General features: G+C 57.4%; 21 protein-coding genes. 9 read left to right on the forward strand and 12 right to left on the reverse strand.

Annotated elements, in window-relative coordinates; all coding sequences use genetic code 11:
- Positions 1-86 precede the first annotated feature (86 nt).
- Positions 87-1274 (forward strand): cation:proton antiporter, encoded by a 1188-nt coding sequence (locus DNI29_RS20795; protein ID WP_110980071.1) that lies wholly within the window; start codon positions 87-89, stop codon positions 1272-1274.
- A 129-nt stretch (positions 1275-1403) separates the two neighbouring features.
- Here the strand turns inward: DNI29_RS20795 and DNI29_RS20800 are convergent, their stop codons facing one another.
- The 5 genes from DNI29_RS20800 to DNI29_RS20820 all read right to left on the reverse strand — a co-directional run bounded on the left by DNI29_RS20800 (position 1404) and on the right by DNI29_RS20820 (position 5348).
- Positions 1404-3188 (reverse strand): chloride channel protein, encoded by a 1785-nt coding sequence (locus DNI29_RS20800; RefSeq protein ID WP_110980072.1) that lies wholly within the window; start codon positions 3186-3188, stop codon positions 1404-1406.
- A gap of 121 nt (positions 3189-3309) precedes the next feature.
- Positions 3310-4134 carry a mechanosensitive ion channel family protein gene (locus tag DNI29_RS20805; RefSeq protein ID WP_110980073.1) on the reverse strand — a complete coding sequence of 275 codons (825 nt, stop codon included), beginning with the start codon at positions 4132-4134 and terminating at the stop codon, positions 3310-3312.
- Between the two features lie 105 nt (positions 4135-4239).
- Positions 4240-4614, reverse strand: coding sequence for a hypothetical protein (locus tag DNI29_RS20810; protein WP_110980074.1), 375 nt, complete (start codon positions 4612-4614; stop codon positions 4240-4242).
- A complete protein-coding gene (locus tag DNI29_RS20815) occupies positions 4611-4904 on the reverse strand; it encodes a hypothetical protein (protein ID WP_110980075.1) in 294 nt (97 codons plus the stop codon). The genes DNI29_RS20810 and DNI29_RS20815 overlap by 4 nt, the downstream gene beginning before the upstream one ends.
- A gap of 9 nt (positions 4905-4913) precedes the next feature.
- Complete coding sequence (locus DNI29_RS20820; RefSeq protein WP_110980076.1) at positions 4914-5348, reverse strand: nucleoside deaminase; 435 nt, start codon at positions 5346-5348, stop codon at positions 4914-4916.
- A gap of 68 nt (positions 5349-5416) precedes the next feature.
- Here DNI29_RS20820 and DNI29_RS20825 point away from each other — a divergent pair, with 68 nt between their 5' ends.
- On the forward strand, positions 5417-5743 hold the full coding sequence (locus tag DNI29_RS20825) for a hypothetical protein (RefSeq protein ID WP_110980077.1): 327 nt from the start codon (positions 5417-5419) through the stop codon (positions 5741-5743).
- Between the two features lie 207 nt (positions 5744-5950).
- Here the strand turns inward: DNI29_RS20825 and DNI29_RS20830 are convergent, their stop codons facing one another.
- Positions 5951-8980 (reverse strand): PD-(D/E)XK nuclease family protein, encoded by a 3030-nt coding sequence (locus DNI29_RS20830; protein ID WP_238388170.1) that lies wholly within the window; start codon positions 8978-8980, stop codon positions 5951-5953.
- A gap of 124 nt (positions 8981-9104) precedes the next feature.
- Between DNI29_RS20830 and DNI29_RS20835 the strand changes: the two genes are divergently transcribed.
- From DNI29_RS20835 to DNI29_RS20845, 3 genes are all read left to right on the forward strand, one after another.
- The gene (locus DNI29_RS20835; protein WP_110980078.1) at positions 9105-9731 is read left to right on the forward strand and encodes a hypothetical protein; all 627 of its coding nucleotides are present in this window, start codon (positions 9105-9107) and stop codon (positions 9729-9731) included.
- A gap of 39 nt (positions 9732-9770) precedes the next feature.
- Positions 9771-10985, forward strand: a complete 1215-nt coding sequence (locus DNI29_RS20840; protein ID WP_110980079.1) for a hypothetical protein — start codon at positions 9771-9773, stop codon at positions 10983-10985.
- Between the two features lie 84 nt (positions 10986-11069).
- Complete coding sequence (locus DNI29_RS20845) at positions 11070-11573, forward strand: vitamin K epoxide reductase family protein (RefSeq protein ID WP_110980080.1); 504 nt, start codon at positions 11070-11072, stop codon at positions 11571-11573.
- A gap of 80 nt (positions 11574-11653) precedes the next feature.
- On the opposite strand, the gene DNI29_RS20850 is transcribed toward DNI29_RS20845, so the two are convergent.
- Together DNI29_RS20850 and DNI29_RS20855 are read right to left on the reverse strand one after the other, a co-directional pair.
- The gene (locus DNI29_RS20850; protein WP_110980081.1) at positions 11654-12919 is read right to left on the reverse strand and encodes a TCR/Tet family MFS transporter; all 1266 of its coding nucleotides are present in this window, start codon (positions 12917-12919) and stop codon (positions 11654-11656) included.
- 62 nt (positions 12920-12981) lie between these two features.
- Positions 12982-16392, reverse strand: coding sequence for a UvrD-helicase domain-containing protein (locus tag DNI29_RS20855; protein ID WP_110980082.1), 3411 nt, complete (start codon positions 16390-16392; stop codon positions 12982-12984).
- A 48-nt stretch (positions 16393-16440) separates the two neighbouring features.
- On the opposite strand from DNI29_RS20855, the gene DNI29_RS20860 reads away from it, so the two are divergent.
- Positions 16441-17151, forward strand: a complete 711-nt coding sequence (locus DNI29_RS20860) for a hypothetical protein (RefSeq protein WP_110980083.1) — start codon at positions 16441-16443, stop codon at positions 17149-17151.
- A gap of 6 nt (positions 17152-17157) precedes the next feature.
- On the opposite strand, the gene DNI29_RS20865 is transcribed toward DNI29_RS20860, so the two are convergent.
- A complete protein-coding gene (locus tag DNI29_RS20865) occupies positions 17158-17577 on the reverse strand; it encodes an acyl-CoA thioesterase (protein WP_162303689.1) in 420 nt (139 codons plus the stop codon).
- A gap of 316 nt (positions 17578-17893) precedes the next feature.
- On the opposite strand from DNI29_RS20865, the gene DNI29_RS20870 reads away from it, so the two are divergent.
- Both DNI29_RS20870 and DNI29_RS20875 read left to right on the forward strand, forming a co-directional pair.
- A complete protein-coding gene (locus DNI29_RS20870) occupies positions 17894-18085 on the forward strand; it encodes a cold-shock protein (RefSeq protein WP_110980085.1) in 192 nt (63 codons plus the stop codon).
- A gap of 367 nt (positions 18086-18452) precedes the next feature.
- Positions 18453-20402, forward strand: coding sequence for a DEAD/DEAH box helicase (locus tag DNI29_RS20875; protein WP_110980086.1), 1950 nt, complete (start codon positions 18453-18455; stop codon positions 20400-20402).
- Positions 20403-20563: 161 nt separating this feature from the next.
- Here DNI29_RS20875 and DNI29_RS20880 read toward each other — a convergent pair whose 3' ends face one another.
- From DNI29_RS20880 to DNI29_RS20890, 3 genes are all read right to left on the reverse strand, one after another.
- Entirely contained in the window at positions 20564-21013 is a 450-nt protein-coding gene (locus DNI29_RS20880) for a PA2169 family four-helix-bundle protein (RefSeq protein ID WP_110980087.1), read from the reverse strand.
- A 210-nt stretch (positions 21014-21223) separates the two neighbouring features.
- Positions 21224-22468: a BaiN/RdsA family NAD(P)/FAD-dependent oxidoreductase gene (locus tag DNI29_RS20885; protein ID WP_238388171.1), complete on the reverse strand. Its 1245-nt coding sequence runs from the start codon at positions 22466-22468 to the stop codon at positions 21224-21226.
- A gap of 45 nt (positions 22469-22513) precedes the next feature.
- On the reverse strand, positions 22514-23362 hold the full coding sequence (locus DNI29_RS20890) for an NAD(P)H-binding protein (protein ID WP_110980088.1): 849 nt from the start codon (positions 23360-23362) through the stop codon (positions 22514-22516).
- An 88-nt stretch (positions 23363-23450) separates the two neighbouring features.
- Here DNI29_RS20890 and DNI29_RS20895 point away from each other — a divergent pair, with 88 nt between their 5' ends.
- Positions 23451-23831, forward strand: coding sequence for a hypothetical protein (locus DNI29_RS20895; RefSeq protein WP_110980214.1), 381 nt, complete (start codon positions 23451-23453; stop codon positions 23829-23831).
- Positions 23832-23839: the final 8 nt, after the last annotated feature.

The following is a 23839-nucleotide window of genomic DNA, read 5'->3' on the forward strand; positions in this document are numbered from 1 at the left end:
CTACCTATCTTCGGTATCCGAAAGCCCGGGCTGCTGCGTTGATTTAGGACGCCTAACAGGGTCAAATTTGGGCTTATAACTTCCGTATGGGTTCGTATTCCATTTTGATTGGCCTCAGTTTAGCGGTCATCCTTTCCTACCTCTTCGATCTGGCTGCACGGGCCACCAAAGTGCCTTCCGTGCTGATGCTGCTGCTCACCGGCATTGCCCTGCGCCAGGCCGCCGACTACACCGATTTTGTGCTGCAGATTCCGAAGGTGGTGCTGGAAATATTCGGCATCATCGGGTTGATTATGATTGTGCTGGAAGGGGCGCTCGACCTGAAAATCAGCCGCGACAAGGCCCCCCTGATTCGGCGGTCCTTTCTGGCGGCTGCCCTGATTCTGGTGGTGCAGGCGGTAGTCATTGCCCTGATTCTGCACTTCTGGCTGCGCGTGAACTTCCAGAGCTGCCTCGTGAATGCCATTCCGCTGGCCGTTATCAGCTCGGCCATTGCTATTCCGAGCGTGGCCGGTTTGTGGGGTGAAAAACAAGAGTTTATTATCTACGAAAGCACTTTCTCCGACATTCTGGGCATTATGTTCTTCAACTTTGCCCTGCAGGACAACTTTGCCCAGGGTATGTCCGTCGTCACCTTCGGGCGCGACGTAGTGGCGGTGGTTATCGTGGCTGTGCTGAGTACTATAGCCCTGGTTTTTCTGCTCGACCGGATTCGGCTGCACGTCAAGTTTTTCCTGATTCTAGCCTTCCTGATTCTGTTGTACAGCGTGGCGAAGAAGCTGCACCTTTCCTCCCTGGTGCTGGTGCTCGTGTTCGGGTTGGCCGTGAACAACGCTGAGCACTTCCTGAAAGGGCGTCTGCGCCGCTGGTTCCGGCCCGAGCGCCTGCAGGAAGAAGTGCACCAGTTGCGCAGCATCACCGCCGAATCGGCATTTCTGATCCGGACGTTCTTCTTTCTGCTGTTTGGTTTCAGCATCACCCTCAGCGGCCTACTCAGCGCCCAGTTAATGCTGCAGGGCGTGCTGATTGTGGCAGCGCTGACAGCCATCCGCTACTTCTATCTGCGCTACATTGCCCGCACCGACCTGATTCCGGAGCTGTTCATTGCGCCCAAAGGACTTATTACAGTGCTTCTGTTCTACAGCATCCCGGAGAAGCACCTGATTGGCGAGGTCAGCGAAAACATTCTCTTCGTGGTGATTCTGCTAACTGGTGTCTTGATGATGGTGGGCCTGTTGCTGGCCCGCCAAGAGCCGGAAATAGGAGAGTACTAGCTAGTGAGGAGACGTTAAAGTGAATAGTGACAGGTAACAAGGGATAAAAGATAAAGTAAACAGGCCGCCCTGTCGAGCTGGTCGAGACATGACGGCCTTGCTATTCACCCGTTACTTGTCACCTCTAACTTAAATCTCGCTTTCCTTAATCAGCTGGCGGCGGTAGTTGGCCAGGATGGTAGACTTAAGCAGGAAACCGAGGTAGCGGTCATCGAGGCTGAGGACGGGTAGGGCCCAGGCATCGAGCTGCTCCATGCAGCGCAAAGTGTCCAGCAGGGTATCGTCGGGGCGGACGATGGCGGGCGGTGGGCTCATCAGGTCCTGCACGCGGGTAGTGTTATAGTGCTCGTCGTCAAAGAGGGCGTCGCGCACCGTATCCAGGCTCACGATGCCATGTAGGTGTCCATCGGCATCCACCACCGGAAACAAATTGCGGGTGGCGTGGCGGAAGGTTTGCACCAACTCCCCCAGCGTATCATCGGGGCGGACGGGTAGGAAATCGGTTTGAGTAAGGGAGGCTACATCTAGCTGGGCCAGCAGGCCTCGGTCCCGGTCTTGGTTCACGTACACGCCTTTCTGCACCAGCTTGCGGGTATACACAGAGTACGGCTCGAAGTAGCGCGTGATGAGGTAGGAGCCCGACGTAACCACCATCAGAGGCACAAACAGGGCGTAGCCACCCGTAATTTCGGCGATAAGGAAGATGCCGGTCAGGGGCGCGTGCACGACGCCGGCCAGGGTGCCGGCCATGCCCAGCACGATGAAGTGGACTTCCGAAATAGGGTAGAGGCCGCTCATATTGATCAGGCGGGCAAACACGAAGCCACACAGCGCTCCGGCAAACAGCGAAGAGCCGAACATGCCCCCGTTGCCGCCCGAGCCGATGGTAATGGTAGTGGCTACCACTTTCAGCAGCATACTACCGGCTGCTACCAGCAGTACCAGCCACACACTCTGCTCCTGGAAGACATCGAACAAGGACCCGTTTACGAGCTGCTCGGCCCGGCCGCCCAGCAACAACTGCACAATGTTGTAGCCTTCGCCATAAAGCGGCGGAAACAAAAACACCAACCCACCCAGGGCCAAACCGCCCAGCAATACTTTCCGGAACGTGCCCGGCAACTGTTCGAAATACTTATCGGCCCAGAAATACACCCGAATCATGTATACCGACAGCAGGGCCGTGAATACGGCCAGCATCAGGTACAACGGAACGGCATCAACGGGCCAGGAGGTAGTAATCAGCACGAAAGGCTGGCCCGCGTACAGGGCTTTCGACACCACTGTGGCGGTAGCGGAGGAAATAAGCAGAGGCACGAAATAAGCCGCCGACAGCTCGGAGAGAATCACCTCCACGGCAAACAGCACCCCGGCAATGGGCGAGTTAAAGATGGCCGCTACCCCTGCCGCCGCCCCGCAACCCGTGAGCAGGCGCCGCTCGCGCCGGCCAATGCGCAGGACGCGGGACGTATTGGAGCCAATAGCCGAACCCGTGACGGAAATAGGTGCCTCCAGACCAGCGGACCCCCCAAACGTCACCGTCAGGAACGAGGAAACCAGCTGGGAATACAGCTTACTGCGCGGCACCACGCTGCCCTGGCGGGCAATGTTGTAAATAATTGGCCCAATGCCTCGGCCCAGGTTGCCATCGAGGAAATACCGGGTGAACAGCACCGTGAGGGCAATGCCAATGATGGGGTAGAAGGAGCTGGTAAACACCTGATACTGCCCGGGAACCCAGGCATTAAGCATCTTCTGAGTGTCGTGCACCAGGGTTTTAAGCAGCACCGCCGCCAGCCCAGCCAGCAGCCCTACCACCATACTCACCAGAATAAGGTACACCCGGTCGCTGATATGGCGAAGCCGCCACAGCAGCAAAGGGCGTAACAGCCGGTGAATGGTGTTTTGGGCCATAGGCAAAGATGGTAAAAATGTGAGATGGTGAGGTGGTGAAACAGTAAGTTTGATGTTCTGCTAGCTTGGTTGTGCAACCTAAACGGCAAACCCACTAGTTCATTACCTCATTGTTTCACCGTTACTGACCCAGCGCGGGTACACCCAGGCCCGCCCCAACCAACTCCTGCTTCACCTCCTGCATCACGCGGCTCTTGAGTTGCAGCACCCCGCGGCGGTAGTCATCGGAGTCGGCCCAGAAATACACCCGCAGGTCGGCGGTGGTGTCGCCAGCTTTCTCCAGGTTGATGTAGGGCTCGCGGGGTGTCTGCTGAATGTCAGGGATGGTGCGCAGGTAGTTGAGAATGATGTTGATAGCCTGATCGGGGGTAGCATCGGTGCCCAGCTCTACCGTCACCATGAACTCCTGGCGGAGGTTGCCGTCGCGGGTATAGTTGATGAGGGGCTCCTTAAGCACCAGAGAATTAGGTAGAAAGATGTGCTTGCCATCGAAAGTGCGCATGAGGGTAGTACGCAGGTTAAGAGCCTCAACGTGTCCGATCAGGCCCTTGATTTCAACCGTGTCATTGATATGAAAGGGGCGGTTGAAGGCCAGAATGACGCCAGCCAGAAAGTTCTCGGCAATATCCTTGAAGGCAAAGCCCACGATAAACGCCGAAACGCCCGCGGCACCTACTAAGCTGCCTACCACCCCTGAAAAGCCCAGCACGTTTAGGGCTATCATCAGGCCCATCAGCACCATGGCCCATTTACTGAGTCGGGCCAGGAAATCGGGAAGGAGGGGGTCGTGGGAGCGACGCCGGAGCCGTCCGCCCAGCAAAGCACTCACACGGTTCGCAATAAAAATGGCCACCACCAGCAAGATAATGGCAATCAAAAGTTTGGGCAACACATACAGAAACTGTTGCCAGTAAGAAGAAAGTACGCGGTTCAAATCCTGAAACATAGGCACGAAAAGCTAGGCCCAGCGGGCTAAAACAGAAGCCCCGCGACCAGGAGGCCTCGGGGCTATGTAGGCGTTATACGCGCGGAGTGGGGGGTAGGGTTAGCCTCAGGAAAGGGCGGGGCGGTTCATCCAGCGCCAAAACACCAGCCCACCCAAGGTGTAAGCTACCACGTCCAGCGGGTCGGCGGTCATGCGCGGGTTGAAGTGCGGCATAATCAGCTCAAACCACACCGCAATAACCACCCAACTGGCTACTACCCAAGAAGTGGGCAGCACAAAAGAGGGCTGCCGAAAGTAGAAGCGGCGCATCAGCCACAGTACCATCGTCAGCTGCAGCGGCAGGTCCACCAAATCGGCCAGGTGCGAGTTGATGAAAGTGGGTAGGCGCCAGATGGGCCAGTAGCGGTTGATACACGCAAAAATATAAAGCCCTACCCCTGCCACAAACAGCGGGTGCCGCAACTCGGCGGGCCACCTCATCCGGCCAGGGCCGTTACCAACCACACCATAAAGGCCATAAGAGCGGCAAAGGCCAACTGCCCACCCCGAATGATGTACTTAAAAAAGCGCACCACTGGCCCGTCATCGGGCTTAATTTCGATAAGCATAACAGACGACAAAGGCTGCTCCGACAGCCGCTGCCGGGCCTCGTCGCTGGCCACGCGGTAGGGCTCCAGCACCTGCCCGCAGTGCTGGCACAGGTCGGTGGGCTGCTGGTTCCACTCGGTCCAGCGGCCGCAGTGCGGACATTTTTTGGTGGCCGTCGTCATGGCGAGGGGCTACAGCTCCATGATGTCCTCGTTCCAGAGGGTAGGCTCGTCGCGAATAAAGTCTTCCATCATCTGCACGCATTCAGGCAGGTCCAGAATTACCACTTCCACGCCGTGCGACTCCAGAAACTCCTTGGACTCGCCGAAAGTGCGGGCCTCGCCTACTACCACCTTCGGAATCTTGAACTGCACGATGGTGCCGGCGCACATGTAGCAGGGCATCAGGGTAGTGTAGAGGACAGTGTCGCGGTAGGTGCGCTGGCGGCCGGCTTTGCGCAGGGCGTCCATTTCGCCGTGGGCAATGGGGTCCAACTCCTGCACGCGCTTGTTGTGGCCACGGCTCACAATTTCCTCGCCCCGGCGCAGCACCGAGCCAATCGGAATGCCGCCTTCTTTGCGTCCTTGAAGCGCCTCCTCAATGGCGGCCTGCATGAATTTGTCCATAGTCTGGGGTGGAAATAAGTAAGAAAAGAAGCAAAGGTATTTTTACCAATCTATAAAGCAGGCCAATTATGAAAAATCAGTTTGAGTTAAAACTGCTTGCCATCCAATGGTTGGAAAACGCAGACGAGAAAGAAGACCTCTGCGCGCATGGTAACGTGCTGGTACGCATAGGTTCTACTGTGCTGTCAGATGCTACCAGTGGACGCTGGACGGTAAGCGCCACCGCGTTGTTTTTGCTGCGTACCCTTACCCAAAATCACACGGTTGCTGCTCCTGTTGGTGACCAACTGCTGCCCTGCTGCGGCTTTACCATGTGGCCCCTTGCTAATTCGGACGACGTACTGGTGTTTGGCTGCCCTAACGGAATTGATTGGGCAGTAGAGCATGTACCGTAAGGCGTGCAGTTAACCGTCCCTGAGGGAGAGAGTGTAGTAGTATCTAATGTAGACTATCAGAAAGCTGTACTACAGTTTGCTGACGACGTGCAGGCCTTTTATCAACGCGGTGAACCTAAGCTAACACCCACAGATGCAGATGATGCAGCAGGCTACGCCTTATTCTGGCGAGAGTGGCAGCGACGGTACCAGCAATTCAGTTCATAGCTACCTAGCGCAGATACCCTTATAGGGGCAATACTGACATTTATCCTGGTCGTCGGTTTTGCGGATGGGCTCTTCGGGGTCGAGGATGCGGTTGACGAGCTGGCTCAGCAACTGCTCGCTGTGCTGCACGAAATCCTGGCCATCGGCAGTCAGGAAGCTCATATCGGCCGACATGGCGCCGGCGCTGAGGTTGCGCAGGGAAATAATGGCGGCGTCGGCGGCGGGGCGGCCCTGCTGGGCCAGCAGGAAGCGGTAGAGCCAAAGCTGACGCACCTTGTCGGCGGCGGGGGTAGCATCGGTGAGTAGGCGCTGCACAGCCTCGGCGGGGCCTTCGCCGCGCTTGAGCAGCTGCAGGTGGTACTTCTCCACCATACCGGTTTTATAGTCCACTACCCGCAGGCGGCCATCCGGGTACTGATCCACCCGGTCAGCTTTGCCTAGTAGGCGCACTGGCAGCTTTTCGCCGTTGGGCAACGGCACAAATACGGTGGCATGCAGTTCCTCTTCCAGCCCCTGTATCTGCAGCGGCAGAGTATCGGGCTGTTCCAGCAGGCTTTCCAGGTAGCGGCGCACCAGCTGCCCGGCCACTTGGCCCAGTACGTGGTTCAGGCCCTCGTCGGCGCGAGCGTGGCGGCCATCTTCCTCCTTGCGCAGGGCCTTGGCTATCATTACCGGAGCCAGCTTCACGAGCCCTGGGATGTCGGCGGCGGTGAGGGGCGGGGCCTGCGCATTCACCGTCTGGCGACGAATGGTTTGCGCGAAAGGCGTCAGCAGCTCCTCCAGAGCCTCGTGCACTACCGTCCCAAAACCATCGGGGCCGAGAGCTTCCTCTACCTCATCGTTTTCGCGGAAGCGTGCCACCCGCTGGAAGTAGAACTGCAGGTTGCAGTTCAGGTACTGGTTTAGGGCGGTGGGCGAGAGGCCTTTATCCAGCACTTCCCGAAGGGCCAGCAGCATGCCGGCATCCTTTTCCAATACCAGGTCAGTCGTCTCGTCGGAGGCTTCCAGGGCAGAGGCTCCGGCGTGCTGAGGGGGTAGGATTTCTTCCGCTTCGGGCGCCGTAACGGTTAGGTCATGCAGTACAAGGCCAGGATTCTGCACGGCCAGATCGTTTTCAATCTGGAGCAGAAAGCGGCTCCGTTCCCCGGTGCGGGTGCCCTCGGCGCCGGGCAAAATATGGAGCAGATCCACCTGGCGGGCGCGCTGCAGCAGGCGCCAGAACTGATGGGCCGTGGCGGCTTCGTGGTCGGCGTAGGTGGGAAGCTGAAACGTGGTGAGCACGTCGTAGGGAAACAGGGAGCTGTGGCGCTTGGGGGCCGGTAGCACGTTCTCGTTGCAGCTCAGAATGATGATGTGGTCAAAGTCGAGGGCGCGGGTTTCCAGCAAACCCATCACCTGCACATCAGCAATGGGCTCCCCGCTGAAGGGTAGGCGGGTAGCTTTCATCTGTTCATACAGGAACCGCCGGAACGAGCGCACCGACAGCCGCTGCTCCCGGCAGTCAAACACCGAATCAAGGCGCTTGACCAGAGTGAAAAACAGGTAGAGATACTCCGCCTCAATAGCCGAGTGCTGATCTTGGTAAGCCTGTTTGAGCAGGTTGATGAGCGTGTAGCACGCCGCAATAATGTCGTCGCAGTTATTCCAGGTGGCAAACAGGGCCTGCAGCAACTCGTGGCCGCGGCCCAGCTCTACTAGTTCCTCGGCGGGCAGCAGCACGGCGTGTCGCTTCACTATAGTGCGGCACACCTTGTCGAGCAAGCCGTGGTATTTGGCGTCCTCTTGCTTGTCGAGCCAGTGCTGGTAGCGGCGCAGAAATGGGTGCTGCAGGAGCTTGCTCACAGCCAAGTGGTGGTAGCGCGGAATGCCGTAGCCGGTTTCCGGCGAGCCTTCTCGCACTCCGGTCAGGTGCACCTCAAACAGCAGATCCACCAAGTTGAACAGGGGCGTACTCTGGAAGTTCAGGCCCATGGTGACGTTGTACTCCGGCACGGCGTCGAGGGGTAGGCCGTGGAGTACTGGCAGCAGCAGGGTTTCGTCGGGCAGCACCACGGCCACTTTGGCGTTGGGGTTCAACCTCCGCGACTCGGCCAGCAACTGCCCGGCCACTTTGCCCTGCATGGAGGCGTTGGCTACGCCCACAAACCGCACCTCGCGCGGCAGCCCGCGCAGCAGTTCAGCAGGCCCTCCGAAATTCTCCCAAGGCAAATCAAACAGATCCTGATACTCGCGCAGATGCTGACCGGCGCGGTTAGGCGAGCCGCGCTCCAGATAAAACGCGTCGGCATCGAAAAACACCTCCGCCCGGTGGGCCTTGCGCAGCAGCCGAATCAGCTTTTCCTCGGCCTTCGAGAGCAGGCCCAGCCCGATGAATACGTGCTGGGGCAGGGGCTCGTCTTTTTCCAGTTTGTCCTGCACCCGGTTTACGGCCAGCCGATAGGCCAAGCCGGGGTAGGCCAAGTGGTTTTGCTCCATGCGGCGGCGCAGGCGGCGGTACACCTTTTCCAGGTCGTCCCAGAAGCGGAAGTAGGCGGCCGTGGTGCTTTGGGGGGCAGGCTCGGCGCCCAGTTCCCACCGCTCCAGCGCCTTGGCCTGACTTAGGTATTCGAATATTTTCTTGGGCGAAGCCAAGTTCTGATCGAGGCTGGAAAAGTCCTGCACCAGTAGGCCCGACCACCCCACAAACTGGTCAAAATCCAGCTTGGGGTCGATGTCGCGCAGAATCTCAAACAGTAAGAGCTGCAGGGCAATGGGCTCCTCTACCTGTACGCCGGCCAGCTCCACCATGTAGTCTTCCATGGCCGCAATGCGCGGGCTCCAGAGGGCTACCCCCGCTTCGGCCGCCAAGCTCAACTCGTTCTGCAGATACACCACCGCCCGCCGGGTAGGCACCACCACCACCAAATCCGACAAGTCGCCGCTAGGCCCATACTTTGCCACCAGTTCCCGAGCCATGCGCGTCAGGAAAGGAGTAGTATCCGGCCGGTTGGTGAGCGGGGCGAGGGTAGGGGAAGCGGGGGCGGTAATCATATAGTGTAAAGATAACGCCGGTTACGCTGGAAAGCGTTTCCGGGTGTGGCAGAGGTTTCTACCTTCGTGGGATAAAGCCACTTATATAAGACGCAAAAGCGTGATGAGTTTCACTATCCGTCGGATGCACATTCCGCCCAAGCCGGAGCATTGGTATGGAAGAACTGTCAACTGGCTGCTCCTACTTATCCTTTTGCCGGTTGTTCTGATTGCCCTGCCAATTGCGTTACTTTTTGTGCTGGGGTACTGGCTGATGGATATGTTGAAGAAGAAACTTGAGGATAAGGAACCTCTAGTTGCAATCCTCCAAGAGCCGGAACTACCCAAGGAGTTATTTCAGAACGAGCAGCTACGCCTTACGACTATTGAAATAGACTGGGATGCAGACGTTGAACAGGCGTTTGATGAGTGGATTCATGAACTAGGATGGAGAGATGAGTACGAAGAATTGAGTCTTAAACGGCTGCTAACCCAGCCGGAAATAGCAGGGCTGCACCGGCAGCTGATAGGGCCTTTATGCAAGGAGTGGAACGGAGGACTTTTCTTGCAAGTATTTGAGCCAACTATGACCTCTGGAAAACCAGCCGGAACCTCTTGGCTGGTTTATCTGAATTATAGTACCCTGACGTGGGAACGGGTAGAAGAGGTAGGCCCAGCTTATTTAGAGGTGTCTTCCAATGACCCCGGTATGCTACAGGCAGATTGCAACGACGGCAGTCAGCTCTGGCTGCGGATTGACGCGCTGGTATAATTGCCAACCGCCTAAACTCACGATTCGGCTTATTACTACATGCATTCTTCCGTCAGAGGCCTACTCATCCTGGCCGTTAGCGTATTTGCCGCCTGCCAACCCGCCACACCCACCGAACAGGTTGCTACCCCACCCACCGCGCCAAACCCGGTAGAAACGGTGGCCGCACCGGTGTCGCCTGCCCCCAATACCACTGACTGGCTAAGCCGGGCCCTACCCGAAAAGGCCACTACCGACACCACTTTCCTCATCGACGGGAAGCCGTACCGCCTGCGCCTGAGCGCCACCGCCGACTCAGCGCATATGCTGCGCATTGCCACCGATGGCATTGTGGGGCCGGCCCTGGCCGCCGACAGCAATTTTGCCCGCAACCAACTGGTAACGGGTCCCGCGGGCTATTACCGCATTGCGCTGACCACAGCGGCGGGCCAGCCAGTAATGCGCAAGGAGTTCCGGAAACCGGATTTCTACCAGGTGGCCGGGGCCGATATTGTGGTGGTGAGCGAGCCGACGCCGCCCCGGTTTCTGGGCTACTATCCGGAGCTGGGCGGACTGGCGTTCTGGCAGGAAGTCGGGATTCCGGGCAGCGACGTAGGAAGCTATATTTTCTACCTGCTGAATCGACAAGGCAAGGTGCTGGAGATGTCCTCTGGCAACCAGTTCGCGGAGGGCCGGGCCGATTGCGACCCGTTGCCCGCTCCGCGCGGCGCCTTCATTACCTGCGGCAAGCTCTTGCGCCCTGGTCGCCCGCCGCTGCCCCTGCAAAAACCACACGCCGACCTTGTGCTGGCCCGTTTTCTCTCCGACAGTACGCTGCTGACTATCTATCAGTACGGCGAATATGTTGTGACGAATGACAGCCTTGGCAACCCGGAGAGCATGGAGTGGCAAGTGCCACCCGGAATGCAGAGCCAGCCCAATGCCTTTGTGCTGAACCTAGGGGGTAGGAAACTGGCGCAGTTCCGGTACCAGGGCTTTGCCAGCAACCTGGGATATTTCGTGCCGCGCGCCTACGTAGTTGCCACTAACACCTACTATCTGTTGGACCTGGAGCGTGGGTTGCGCCTGCTGCCCGGGCAGAATCCGGCGGCCACGCAGGAAGTAAAATTTCGGCAAATGACCCGGTTTCAGCCCCCGGCCCGCCCTTCGGAAATCCGGTTCTTTATGGAGGCCGAAGATGCTCGCTTTGAGTTCTATGCTGAAAAAGACCATCCAGAACGGTTGCGCTACCGTCGGGTAAAGGCTGCGGGGTAACCTCCCCGTGCCAAGCTCCACCTTAACCCTACCCCCTCAGAAGCACGTAACCCGGTAGCACCAATCACCTGCTATTCTTTTCTGATGGATCCTTCCCAACTCAGCCTGGAGCTCCGCCACGGCAAAAGCACTGACCTCAAACGTCGCCGCTGGATTATTGGCCTCTCCTTGGTGGGCGTCGCGGCCGGCCAGATTGTGAGCCTGTACCAAACCGGCATCATCAAGCACCTTCCCGACCCACCCCTGGACGTATTTGATTCCGATAAAGTGGATGCCTCAGACTACGCTTACAAGCGCCTGGACACGCCCGATGCCCTCCCCATGATTATGACTTACGGCCTCACGGCTACGCTGGCCGGAGCCGGCGGCATGAACCGCGTGGCTCAACAGCCCCTGTTGCCCGTAGCCATGGGCCTGAAAACCCTGTTCGATACGGTTACCACCGTGAAGCTAGGGAGGGAAGAATGGCAGGAAAACAAGGCATTGTGCTTCTATTGCCAGGTAGCAACAGTCGTTTCCATTGCCTCCGTCGCTCTGGCTATGCCCGAAGCCCTAAAGGGCCTGAAGAAGCTGCTGGGCAAGCGCTAAGCCTGGGTTAATTGATACAACAGAAAGGCCTGTGCTACTGTAGCACAGGCCTTTCTGTTGTGGATTGATTCTATTGGTAATTAATGCCCAGCACCTACCAGCGGCTCCGTCTCGGCAGCGTCCTGTGGGGAAGGAGCCACGTACGAAGCCAGGGACCGAACCAAGAGCAGCAAACTCACCAGAATGAGCACCGCGCCCAGAATAAAGGGCGCTCCGGGAAAGTAGAGGGGCGCTTTGGGGCTGGTGTAGTAGGAAAACAAATTGGTCATCAGAGGTGGGCCGACGATAGAGGTCAGGCTCATGAGGCTGGTTAAGGCGCCTTGTAGCTCGCCTTGCTCATTGGCCGGCACCTGCACCGAAATAATGCCTTGCAGGGCCGGGCCCGCAATGCCACCCAGGCAGTAGGGCACCAAGAAGGCAAACATCATCCAGCCCTCGGAAGCAAAAGCAAACAGCACAAAACCCACTGCATACAGCAGCATTCCCAGAAATACTGAGCGTTTTGGGCCGAGCATAGGGTTAATGCGCCGAATCAGCAGGCCCTGCACCACGGCAACCAGCAGGCCCAGAGCCCCCAGGGAATAGCCTACCCAGGTTTCGGTCCATTTAAACTTCTCGATGACGTAATACGACCACGTCGACTGAGTGGCATGAGCTGCCACGTAGAGCAGCAGCAAGGAGGCCACCAGACCGGTAATAACGGGGTAGCGCTTCAGCATCTTCAGGGAGCCAATGGGGTTAGCCCGCGCCCACTCAAACGGCCGCCGCTTGTCTTCCGGCAACGATTCAGGCAGCACAAAATAGCCGTATACTACGTTGAGCAGCGTGATGCCCGCGGCGGCCAGAAACGGCACCTGGTGCCCATATTTGCCTAGTATCCCGCCCAGTGCCGGCCCGATAATAAAGCCCAGGCCAAAGGCAGCTCCAATCATGCCAAAGTTCTGGGCCCTGGTTTCCGGGGTGCTGATGTCGGCAATGTAGGCCGAGGCGGTAGTAAAACTGGCCCCCATAATGCCCGCAATCAGCCTACCCGCAAATAGCCACCCGATGCTCGGTGCGAAGGCCACCAGCAGATAATCGAGCCCGAAACCGAGCAGGGACAGCAGCAGCACGGGGCGCCGCCCGAACCGGTCGGAGAGGTTGCCCATCACCGGCGAAAACACGAACTGCATTACGGCAAAGGCAAACACCAGCCAGCCACCAATCCGGGCCGCGTCGCTGATAGTGCCGCCCGTCAGGTTGCGGATAAGGGCTGGAATTACAGGTACAATAATACCGATGCCGGTCACATCCAGCAGCAGCGTCAGGAAGATGAAGCCAAGCGCGGCCTTGCGGGGTGCTGCCATAGAAGATAGGGTTGGGCGAGCGGCAAAGGTAATCCTTCCGGAAACCTGACGCTAAACTCTACCTAAAACTCCACGACTTCCTGCGTATCAAAATAGTACAGCACGCAGCGTACCTGCTCGTAGCCAAGTTGCCGGAACAATTGGGCGTAGCGTTGCAGCGGCTGGCGGTGGTGCGGCTCGGGTGGGGGCGCCTTGAAATCAAGCAGTGTGACCAGGCGGCCGGTGGTTTCGAACACGATGCGGTCGGGCTTGTAGTCCTGCTTGCGCGTGCCGCCCACCAGAATTTCCCGCTCGGCTTCGGCCTCCACCTGGGCGCTAAAGTAGTGGGCCATTCGGGGGTGCTCCGTCACCTCGTGCAAGCGGCGCAGCAGTTCCGGCCGCTCGCGGGTGCTCACCAAGCCCTCGGCTACTAATTGCGCCGCTACCCGATCAACCTCCGAGGCGCGCTTCACCCGGCGCAAGGCGTAGTGCAGCTTGCGGTTCCACTCGCGCTGGGCCTGCTGGTCGTTGAAGTCGAACACCGTGTTGGCGTGGCGTTTCAGCCGCAGGCGCTCCTCCCAGGGCGTGCTACTGAGGTTGTGGAGGGGTAGAGAATTATCGGTAGGTGGTGGCTGGTTTTTGAGTGTGGGCACGAAGCCTTGGGCATCGGCCAGCACGTAGGCCATTTGCTCATCATCCCATTGCACGGTGCTGAGGAGGTAGCGGTGCAGCAACTCCGCCACCGTTTTGGCGGGCTCTGTTGTTTCTGATGCTTCGCTGTCCTTGCTGGCTTTGGCTGGTTTGGGCTTGCGACTGATGGCGTATAGGCGGTGGCGTGGCCTTGTGAAGGCTACGTATAGCATGTTTAGGCCTTCCAGGAACGTCTTTTCTACCTCCTCGGTGTATTGCGTAGCCAGGGGCGTGCGCAGCAGGGCCTGGGTTTGGGGCAGCACGGCCACGGCGGGCATATCGGCCAGGGGCTTGTCGGCGGCATCCGCCAGGCGGCCCCAGAGCAGCGTGCCCATGTAGGGCCTGAGCGACCAATCGGCGAACGGCACAATCACCACCCCGTAGGCTAGGCCCTTGGCTTTGTGCACGGTAGTAATGGTAATGGCGTCGCGGCCGGCGGGGGCGTTGATGCTGAGGCTGCTTTTGCGCTGGTCCCAGTAGGTCAGGAAGTTATTGAGGTTGTTGCCGAAGCGCAGGCTGTATTCCAGGGTCAGATCCAGAAACCGGAACAAGTACTCCTGCTCCGCTACCCGGTGCAGCAGCCCAAACAGCCCAATCAGGCGCTCCGTTAGCTCATAAAGGCCCAGGTTGCCGGTTTCCTGCTCCTGCACGTCGTAGCCTAGGGCACGCAGCTCGTCAAAAAATGGCTTTACCGATTCGTGGTTGGCGAGCTCCGACCACTTGCGGGCCCGCTCGGGGGTAGGGTCTTGGCCGCGTACTACCCTATCAACGAGCAGCAAAGCCTCGGCCCGGGCCAGCGTATCGGCGGGCTGATTGAGTACCCGAAACAGGGCCACCAGCAGGTTTACTACCTCCGCAAACTCCAGGGAAAGCGAATCGGCAGAGATGATGTCGTAGCCGCGCTCCTTCAGGAATTTCGCTACCCGGCGGCTCTGGTCGCGCCGGCGGCAGAGCACAGCTACCTCCTGAAGGCGAAACCCATCGGCTACCGCTTTTTCTACCAGCTGCAGAGTAAGGTAGAGGGTGCTTTCGTTGTAATCCAGGGTCTGGCCGGTGGTATAGCCCGGCAGCAGCTCCGGCGTATACGTGCCAATGGCCGCATCGTAACGGCAGGCAGGGGCATCATCTTCCGTGAAGAGCAGCTCTACATGACCGGGCGCGCCGGCAGTTGATTCGGGCGCCTGCTGGGTGAAGTGGTCGTCGTAAATGCCCTGTACCAGCGGCAGCGCCGTGTGCGTGGCGCTGATCTGGCTGAAGAAACGGTTGTTGAACTCAATAATAGCGGGCGCCGAACGGAAGTTGGTGTTCAGGTTGGCCGCTTCCAGGCTCTGGTCGAGGGTTTGGTAGCGGGTAGCCAGCAGGTCGCGCAATTCCTCATCGGCAGCCTTATTATAGAGGTGTTCCGTTTGGTTTTGATGCAGGCGCAGAATCTGCTCCATTTCGCCGCCCCGCCACCGGTAAATTGCCTGTTTGGCGTCGCCTACGGCCAGGCTCAGGTTGCCCCCAGCCACGGCGTTTTCCACCAGCGGCAGCAGGTTGTTCCACTGCAGCACCGAGGTGTCCTGAAACTCATCAATCAGTAGGTGCAGGTACCGCTCGCCCATGCGCTCATACAGAAACGGTACTGGCTCGCGCAGCACAATCTGGGCAATGCGGCGGTTAAATTCGGCAATCAACACTACCCCCCGGTCGCGGCTCAACTGGTCCACCGACTTGCTTAATTCGCTGAGCAGACTTACCTGAAAGAGGTAGGGTAGCATGCCCGTCACCAGCAAGTAGTCGGGCAGGAGGGAGGCGCGGAGCTTCTCTACTAGCTCATAAGCCGATAGCAAAGCGGGTTTTACGGCATCCACGCGGGCTTTATCGGCGGCGGTTTTCACCTTGCCGCTGTACCATTTGTCCTGCTCCACGGTGGCTCGCACGTAGGAATTAGCTTCCTTATCGGCCTGTAGGCGTTCTTCCCACTTGGTGAGGTAGCCCAGCAGCCCACTCCGGCCTTGGTAAAGGTCCGAGTCGGCCACGCCGGCCGTGTCCACGGCTTCCTGGGCCACCTGGGCCACCTGGCGGAAAGCATCCTCGATTTCGGCTTTGCGCTGACGTAGGGCTTCGTGCAGGCGCCGATAATCCTGCATGCTGAGTTTCTGCAGCTGATCCACGGCCTCGTGCACCGGCTCGCTGAGCAGGAACTGCCCAAAGTCCACCAACTCCTCGGGCAGGTTGTTCCAGCTGCGGCCTTCTTCCGCTTTGTTAAGGGCGAAATCGGAAATGGTACGGGACAGCAGCTTGGCGTTCGGGTCGCGGTTCACGCGGTCCAGCAGCAGCGCCACTGCACTTTGCAGCACCGTGGCGCTGTCCAGCTCTACCTCAAAAGTGGCCGGCAAACCTAGCTCCCGGGTAAACGCCGTAACAATGCGCTGCACGAAAGAGTCGATGGTGCTGACTGCGAAATCGGCGTAATGATAAAGCACCAGCCGAAACGTGCGCCCGGCCCGCTCCCGTAGCACTTGCTGGCGCTCCTGGGGGGTAGGGAGGTAGGCCAACTGCCCTTCCGAGGCCAGTTCTTCTGCTATGTCTGTCAGCAGCGGGTCGGTTTCGCCCTCCGGCAACTGCGCAAACCGCCGCAGCGCCCCAATGATACGCTCCTTCATTTCGCCGGCCGCGTCGTTGGTGAACGTAATGGCCAGAATCCGCTTGAAGTACGAGGCGTCATCCGAGCCCAGCGCCAGCTTCAGGTATTCCTTGGTGAGCTGGTAGGTTTTGCCGGAGCCGGCGGAAGAGGAGTAAATGCGGAAGGTGGAGGGCATTGGGGTAAATTGATTGATAAAGGTCGAGGTAATCGTGCTATTTGCGGTATGGATTACAGCACAGATTTATCAGTTGTTGATTGGTTGCAGATTAATGAAGAAAGAATTTATGGTAACCGATTCCTGCAAGTGACGGACTTGTTACCGAATCTGTTTGCTACCTACACGGCGCTACTACCGTCGGTTGGGATTATCGAAGGATTTCCATTTGAACAGGTAAATCTGAAAAATCCCAGCATTGCGCAACTCAATAAAAATGCTGCTATATGGGCTGAATACGGGATATATAATGCCCAATATACCCCCACCTACACGCCTACTTGCTTTAGTGATTTAGCCACTCAATTCAACTTGCCTTACAACAACACATTGCTGGCTCGTCTGGAATGGCAGAAGCGCGGATTCGCAATCCAGTGGGAGCAAACAGCCAGTAACCTAATGAATTTACTAAAAGCTGTTGCGCCTGATAGTCAGCTTCTGCTCTATGTAGTGGACTATTATCGGTGGGCAGCCATAGATGAATTGCCGTCCGCCGACCAAGTGGTGTATTCCATCACTATTGCGGAGTATATTGAATTCATCACAGCCGCTTCTTTTGACGCTACCTGTTATCTGTTTCCGGAAGACACAAGCTGGTGCCTCGTGAATGTGGAGGATAGAAGCTTCCCTATTCTTGGGGCTGATTGGGCGTCCAGTGAGGCTATTTCTTCGCAATCGTACATAGAAAAGCTGCCTTTGTCGCCAGAAACTCAGGTATAGATTTCCCTACACCGGCCCCCACAGCCGCTCTACTACGTCTGGCTCTATCCGCACCGGGCGTTTCGTGGCGGGGTTCAGCAATACCCACTGAGTTTCGGCTTCGCAGAGCAGCTTGCCATCGTGGGCCCGCTCAATGCGCACGAAGCGCTGGCACTGGGCCCCGTGTACCTCCCCAATCCAAGTAGTGCAGCGCAACTCTTCGCCCAGTAGGGCGGGGTGGCGGTACTGCACCCGGTGCTCTCGCACCACCCAGATATACTGTTCCCGCTCGCCGGGAGGATAGGCCGTCAGCCAATGTGCCCCGGCCGTGTCCTGCACCCAGCGCACGTACTGTACGTTGTTGACGTGGTCCAGCTCATCAATATCCTCGGGCTGAACCGTAAGTAGACGGGAGAAGCGAAAGGCAGGCTGTGCGGGTGTTTCCATAGCGCTAAAGGTACTGGCCCCGGCAGAAAAACAGGGGCAGGGTATAAGGTTCTGGCAATTTTGGGGGCTGCCTCTTCTATGTGTAATCGGTTTTAACTTGCTGATATATAGATTTATAAATGATTTGAGGAGGCTGGGGTAGCTAATAAATGCTTCTTGCATATTCTAGCATCAGGTATTCCACATCTAAAATATCAGTGTATATTTGAGCAGAATAAGAAAACGCGGTTTCACCGTCCTGTTGAGTACTTCCGCGAGGGAGGGAAAGCAGAGTTGAGTGCGCTTTCCGAAAAAAACATCCATCATCACCAGTACCATGCAGACAGGAACTGTAAAATTCTTCAACGAAACCAAAGGTTTCGGCTTTATCAAAGTTGACGAAACCGGCGAAGACGTATTCGTGCACGTAACCGAGTGCATCGACGAAATCCGCGACAAAGACAAAGTGGAATTTGAAATTGCTCAAGGCCGCAAAGGCCCGAACGCCGTGAAAGTGAAACTGGCTTAGTCCATTATCCTTCTCGGATATTCTTGAAAAGCAGGCTCCCGATGAGCCTGCTTTTTTTATGTATATATCTATATAAGTCAACTTATTGGACCTGCCGTGCGTTGTATAGAATCGGCTTTTATTAGCCGTAGATAGCCTCTGATATAACAGCGGACTATGCAGATTTGAATATTTCTTCATATCTTTGCACCCGCATTTGAGAACGGCCACGTTCCGCGCAGCTTAAGAGCTGCCTTTAAGAAACCTGTTGGGCCGGCTTTATCTTCCGTCCGTTGCTTCCGTCACTTGTCGTTGTTGTTGAGTGGGAGAAGAGCGTCGCTGAATCCGCTGTTTTCAGAGCTATTGTCTCCAATCCATCAACATCGAAATGGAAAACGAAAAGGAAAAAATGAAATTCAGTGAGCTGACCCTCTCTGAAGAAATGCAGCGCGCTATTTCTGAAGTGGGCTACGAGGAAGCCTCGCCCATTCAGGCCGGCGCAATTCCCGTACTACTCTCCGGCCGCGACGTAATCGGTCAGGCCCAGACCGGCACCGGTAAAACCGCGGCCTTCTCTATCCCCGCAATTGAGCTGATTAATACCGACTCGCGTGAGGTGCAGGCCCTGGTGCTGTGCCCTACCCGTGAGTTGGCCGTGCAGGTTTCCGGCGAAATCCAGAAGCTGGGCAAATACAAGCGTGGTCTGTCGGTAGTGCCGATTTATGGCGGTAGCTCTTACGACCGTCAGTTCCGGGCCCTGGAGCGTGGGGTGCAGATCGTAATTGGTACCCCCGGCCGCGTAATGGACCACATTGAGCGGGGTACGCTAAATCTGGACAGCTGCAAGATGATCATCCTCGATGAGGCTGACGAAATGCTGGACATGGGCTTCCGCGACGACATCGAAACGGTGCTCAAGAAAATGCCTGAGGAGCGCCAGACGGTGTTCTTCTCCGCTACCATGAGCAAGCCCATCATGGACCTGACGAAGCGCTACCAGACGGAGCCGCAGATCGTGAAGGTAAACCATCAGGAAATGACGGTTACCAACATTGAGCAGAGCTACTTCGAGGTGCGTGGCCCGCAGAAGAAGGACGTCCTGACCCGCCTTATTGATATGTACAACATCAAGTCGGGCATCGTCTTCGCTAACACGAAGCGCATGGTGGACGAGATTGTGGGCGACCTGCAAGCGAAAGGTTACTTTGCTGAAGGTCTGCACGGCGACATGGGCCAGCAGCAGCGTCAGAACACGCTCGACAAATTCCGCAAAGGCACGCTGGAAATTCTTGTTGCTACCGACGTTGCCGCCCGCGGCATCGACGTGGACAACGTGGAAGTAGTAGTAAACTACGACCTGCCGGCCGACGAGGAATACTATGTACACCGCATCGGCCGTACCGGCCGCGCTGGCAAGCAGGGCAAAGCCTTCACCTTCGTGAGCGGCCGCGACATCTACAAGCTGCGCGACATTATGCGCTTCACCAAAGCCACCATCAAGCAGGAGCGGGTGCCGTCCTTCGAAGATGTGTCGGAGGTGAAAACCACGCTCATGCTGGGCTCCATTAAGGAAGTAATTGAAAAGGGTAACCTCGACAAATACATTGCCCGCGTGCAGCGCCTGATCGATCAGGACCAGGAGGATGGCATTACGTCGCTGGACGTAGCAGCTGCTCTGCTGAAAATGACGATGAAAGAAGACAAGCGTGCTCAGGAAAGCCTCGACGCCAGCCGCACCCAAGGTGCTGCCCGCGCCGGCTTCACGCGCCTGTTCGTAACCATGGGCAAAAAGGACCGTCTGCACCCCCGCGACATTGTGGACCTGATTGCTGAAAACACCAGCCTCACTGCTGGTAAAGTAGGGGACATTGCTCTCTACGACAAGTTCAGCTTCGTGGAAGTACCGAATGAGTTCGTGGAGGAAGTAATCAGCCAACTGGGCCGTAGCACCATCCAAGGACGTCCGGTAGCCTTCAATATTGCTACCCCCCGTCAGGAGGGTGATGCACAGCAGGAAGGTGGCAACCGCGGCGGCTTCGGTGGCGACCGTCCTCGTCGGGGCCCGGGTGGCTTCGGTGGCGGCGAGCGTCGCGAAGGTGGCTTCGGCGGCAACCGTGGCGGCGGCTCTTATGGTGGCAACCGCGGCGGCGGAAGCTACGGCGAGCGTCGTGAAGGTGGCTTCGGTGGTAACCGCGGTGGTGGTTCCTACGGTGGCAACCGCGGCGGAAGCTTCGGTGGCGACCGTCGTGAAGGCGGCTCCTACGGTGGTAACCGCGGTGGCGGAAGCTACGGTGGCGGCTACAAAGGCAAGCGCGACAACGGCGGTTTCGACGAGTAGAACCGCTGAGCAATTATGATTTCGCTGGAGCTGATGATTTTTCTATCAGCTTCATCAAACAAAAAGGCCACTCATTTGAGTGGCCTTTTTGTTTGATGGCTAAAGCAGGCTTTGCGCTTCTACTAGGGGTAGTACAATGCTGCTAAGCGCAGAGGTTAAACTTATTTAGCAGAAGCGTCGCGCAGGTCACGGATTTCATCGTGGCCTTGCTTAACGCCGGCAGCTTGCTTAGCAATGAGGGCCTGAAGTTCACTGGGAACCCCCTCAATCTTTTGGGCAGTTTCGTAAGCTTTTTTGGCGTAGTCTTCGCCACGCTCACACTCAGCCAGAATGCTGTGACGGTCCTTGCCAGTTACCAAGCCTTTCAGGTTGATGAAAGCGCGGTGCACAGTGCCCGTGATGGACGACTCTTCTTCCGGATGCAGGTTTAGCTTGTGCATCTGGTCTTCCAACTCCGTGATGTATTCAGAGCGCTGGGCGGCGTATTTCTTGAAAATCTGCTTCAGATCCGGATCTTCTACGTCGGTCATAGCTTCAGCATAGCCGCGCTGACCATCTTTCAGGGTTTCGAGAAGTTCGTTAAGTCCGGCTTGGAGGGTTTTGGCGTCCATGAGGAGAGTAAATTTGGGTGTTAAGGAAAGGTAGTTGTGTCTTTCTTTACTGATAAAACCCAAATCGAGTTGCAATAAGTACCAAATGGCTACAGCAATACTATCCTGTGGTGTGCGAGCAGTAAGGGTTTTTAATGTAAAGTAAGTCGTTATGACGACCTATTTTCTACTTGGTAATACATTCCTAGCTGACCAACCAGATTTCATCACCTACGATTTTCCAGCCATAGCCCGGCCAGCTAAGTAACCCGTTGTCCAGGCGGCTTGAAAGTTGAATCCACCAGTAATGCCGTCGATATCAAGTACTTCACCGGCAAAATGCAGCCCGGGCACTTGACGGCTCTCCATGGTTTGCATGTTGATTTCGCTTAGGTTGATACCGCCGCAGGTCACAAACTCATCCTTGTAGGTTGTTTTGCCGCGCACGGGTAGGGCCGTACGGAGTAAGCCTTCAATAAGACGGTTCTGGAGTTTAGCTGGTAGCTCATTCCAGCGCGTTTCTGGCCCAATACCGGCTTGCTCCACGAGGGTTCGCCAAAGGCGCTGGGGTAGGCCGAACAGCGGGTTGCTGGCTACCACTTTTTTGCCATGCAACTCCCGAAACTCCAGCAGATGCTGGCGAAGCGTGTCTTCCGTATAGTCGGGAATCCAGTTAATGAGGGTTGTGCTCTGGTACTGAAGCTCGTGAAGGCGACGGGCACCCCAAGACGAGAGCTTGAGCACAGCGGGCCCACTTACGCCCCAGTGCGTCACCAGCACAGGGCCTTCGTACTCCAGCTTCTCCCCGCTTACCCGTACGCGGGCCCGGGGCACGCTTACACCCGGCAACTCCCGCAGTGGCGAATCAGGTACATTGAAAGTGAACAGGCTGGGTACGGGCTCCTGAATGGTGTGGCCCAGCTGCCGCAGCCACTCGTATTGCTCCGATTTAGGCGCCCCGCCTGTGGCCACCAGCAGTCGGGCTACGGGCAGCATTTGGGCCTGAGCACCCGTGAGCGTTAGCTGAAAGCCACCCGTTGGAAGTACTTCGATGTGCTCCGCAGTGGTTTGCAGCAGTATCTCAACTCCGGCCAGCCGGGCCGCATCGAGCAGGCAGCGGGCAATAGTTTCCGACGAATCAGTGGTGGGAAACATGCGGCCATCGGGTTCCGTTTTGAGCCGGACGCCCCGCTGCTCAAACCACCGGACGGTATCTAAGGCCCCAAATTGCTTGAAGGGCTCTTTGAGTTGCCGGGCCCCACGGGGGTAGTGCTGCACCAACTGGGCGGCCGTGTCGGCGGCATGCGTCACGTTGCAGCGCCCGCCCCCAGAAATCCGGACTTTGCTCAGCAGCTTGGAGGTTTTCTCAATCAGTACTACCCGCAGGCTGGGGTTGGCTTCGGCACAGGCAATGGCTCCGAAAAAGCCGGCTGCTCCACCCCCCAACACAGCCACAGTATTCTTCGCTTCGTTCACAGGAGCAAAGGTACGGCTTGCGCAGGTGGCAGAGAAGCAGTTAGATCAGCAATACTCCAGGGCGGCTACTACATCTTCGTGCCGGAACTGATAGCCCGTCAGCTCCCGGATCAAGGAAGAATCAATTTGCTTGCCGCCGGTCGTTTCTTCCGAGAAAGTAGGCGGCTGTAGTCCGAGGCGGGTAGCAGCGGCGGTATAGAAGGTGCGGCGGCTCGGATGGGTGGCGGCGCTGGCATTGAAGGTATAGCCCCAGAGTTCCTGCTCAATAATGCAGCTCAGCAGGCTAATGCAATCCTGCAGATGAATCAGGTTGACGGGGGCCTCGCCGTGGGGTACGCCGGCCCGGCCCGCCAGGAACCGGCCGGGAGAGCGGCCCGGCCCCATCAGCCCGGCCAGGCGCACCACCGTGTGCTGCGGCGACTGAAACAGTGCTTCGGCCTGCAATAAGGGCGCGGTGGCGGTGGCTGCGGCCTGAGCATCGGCTTCGCGCATTACGCGGGGTTCATCGGCATACACGCCGGTAGAGCTAACCAGTAGCACATGTTGTATGCCAGCCAGGGCAGCAGCTTCCGCTACTGGCTCGAGTAAAGCAGGGTAGGCGGCAGCAGATCCGGCCGCACGGGTGGGCGGCACATTCAACACCAAAACATCAACTCCTTGCAATAAGGCTTGCAGGGTATCGGCATCGGTGGCGGTCAGTTCAGGCGCGAGGCGTAGCAGAAACGGCCGGATGCCGGCGTCGCGCAGGTTTAGTAGCTGGCCGGGGGTAGTGGTGGTGCCGTGCACCCGGTACCCAGCGTCAACCAGTGTGCGGGCCAGCGGCAGCCCGAGCCAGCCACAGCCTAAAACGGCTACTGTAGGCTTAGAAGTCGGGAAAGTAGCGTCTTCAGTCATGCGGGGTAAAGGTGGCAAAAAATCTTTCCTGCACAAGGAAAGCCTCTATTTTGCGAGCTGTACCTTCGGCGTACTACCCCTTTCCGTTATGTCAACCTCCCGCTTGTACCCTGGTGTACCCGATGATTTTGAGGCCCGTATCCGAATTCTGCCTCCTGAAGAAGGCGGCCGAAAGCAACCACCCTACAACGGCATTCGCTGGGATTTTCGGTATGCGCTTGACAAACCAGCCTGTGATTACATGTATTCGGATTTCTACGACCCCCTGACCGGTAATTCGTGGCGTGAGTTGCCTTTGTCATTAGATGAATGGCTGCACGCTCGCCTGAGTATTTTCTTTGAAGAAGCTCGGGCTTTTCATCAGAAAAAGCTACGCCCAGGTACTTCTTTCTATTGTGTAGAGGGGAGTCATATTGTAGCCGAAGGCACGGTTACCCGAATAACTGGTTTATTTGAGCCCCGGGCCTAACTGCATCA

The organism is Hymenobacter sediminis (assembly GCF_003231285.1).
In the GTDB taxonomy this organism is placed as follows: Bacteria; Bacteroidota; Bacteroidia; order Cytophagales; family Hymenobacteraceae; genus Hymenobacter; species Hymenobacter sediminis.